This window comes from Synechococcus sp. R8-2 (assembly GCF_047461715.1).
In the GTDB taxonomy this organism is placed as follows: Bacteria; Cyanobacteriota; Cyanobacteriia; order Thermostichales; family Thermostichaceae; genus Thermostichus.
Genome location: NZ_JANSHQ010000738.1, coordinates 1 through 1,626 on the forward strand (window position 1 = coordinate 1; position 1,626 = coordinate 1,626).

Below are 1,626 nucleotides of genomic sequence, written 5' to 3' on the forward strand. Positions count from 1 at the left end.
AGCGGCGCGGAGCGCTTGGGGAGTATCTCAATCTGGTTTGAAATGACTATAACGAGGGATCCTTCACAACCCAGACTCAGCTACCCAACAAACCCATCAGGGCTGAATCGGCTGCCGCTGGATCACATCCCCTTGGGGCGGAGGCGGAGGGGCTGGGGTTTCTTGAGGGGTAGGTGTTGCCTCTATGGGAGGAGTTTCCCCAGGAGGCGGGGGCAGAGGGGGCACACCTTCTCCAGGCACAGGCCCAGGTGTAGGCGTGGGGGTTGGGGATGGAGTTAGAAAGGGCGTCACCTGTCCCAACAGCTCGGCATAGAAAATCGCATCTTGCTCTGGCCCAAAGCGCCCCACTTCCCAACGGTGACGGGGCACAAACATTGTTTGCAGCAGCACTTCCCGGCTGACAAAAGCGGGAGTACCCGAGAAGACGTAGCCATCGACAATGACTCGATTCAAATCGGGCCGAGTTTGAAACACCCGATCCACCTCCCGCAGCATCTCCGTATCCAGCCGCCCCAGCAGAGTTTCCAGGGTGTCTTCAGGGCTGATCGGTACCCGTACCGAAAAGCGATAGCCTTCGCAACGATAGTCCCCACAGATCTTGACCAGCTCGTTACGCACCCGGATTTGCGCCCCAGGATCCAGATTGCGCCCCGGCACAAGGACTTCTTCCTGAGGTTGCTGTTCGACCGGCTGGGCCCATAGCTGGAGTTGACTTGCCCATCCTGCCCAAACTAGGGATCCGAAAAACAAGCCAAATCCCCAACCTTTTAGAGGAAGGCTCCAACCCAGACTGCCCTGCTTAGAGCGGGGTGAAAAGGGGAAATCGCGATCCTGGATCGGGCTGTTCATAAGGCGTTGACCGATTCCTCAGCGATGGCTACCGCCAAATCTACCCGACATCGGCTAGGGAGGCACTAGGCAGGGAGAAAAATAGGGTATCGGCTCCGAATGGTTTCAAAATAGGGGCAGATAAATAGGGAAGCTTTGACAAACTCCCTGTCCTGGGCAGCAACGGATGTGCTGTGGCAGCGCATGGGTGTAGGATCTTAGGCTCTGGGTTCCCGCTCTGCAGGCAGGCCAGTGCTCTGCTGTGTGGGCAATGGATCCATGGATTGTTATTACCGTTGAGATCGCAAACCCAATTCTCTTCTTCTTCTCACGTCTTCTCATGACCGCGGTTGTTCCTTCACCTTTGCGCTACGCCTACTACCCCGGCTGTGTGGCCCAGGGGGCCTGTCGTGAGCTGTATGACTCCACCGACCAGATTGCGCGGCATCTGGGCATTGAACTGGTGGAGCTGGAAGCCGCTTCCTGCTGTGGTTCGGGCACCTTCAAAGAAGAATCGGAGCTGCTGGAAGATACGGTGAATGCCCGCAACCTGGCTTTGGCGGAAGCGCTGGGGTTGCCGATGCTCACCCACTGCAGCACCTGTCAGGGAGTGCTGGGCCGCGTGAATGAAAAGTTGAAGGCTGCGAAAACCGCGAATCCAGAGTACTTTCACCAGGTGCAGGCCCTGTGCCAGAAAGGAGGCTGCGAGAGCTGCTACCAGGGCACAGGCGATGTGCGCCATTTGCTGTGGGTGCTGGCTCATGACTACGGCCTGGAGCGATTGGCCCAACAGGTCAA

General features: G+C 57.7%; 2 protein-coding genes. One reads left to right on the forward strand and one right to left on the reverse strand.

Annotated features, from left to right (window positions below; all coding sequences use genetic code 11):
* Positions 1 to 96: 96 nt before the first annotated feature.
* Positions 97 to 849 carry a hypothetical protein gene (locus NW819_RS14350; RefSeq protein WP_414350784.1) on the reverse strand — a complete coding sequence of 251 codons (753 nt, stop codon included), beginning with the start codon at positions 847 to 849 and terminating at the stop codon, positions 97 to 99.
* Positions 850 to 1,168: 319 nt separating this feature from the next.
* Between NW819_RS14350 and NW819_RS14355 the strand changes: the two genes are divergently transcribed.
* Positions 1,169 to 1,626 (forward strand): heterodisulfide reductase-related iron-sulfur binding cluster (locus NW819_RS14355; protein WP_414414159.1); only part of this gene is annotated, 458 nt, incomplete at its 3' end.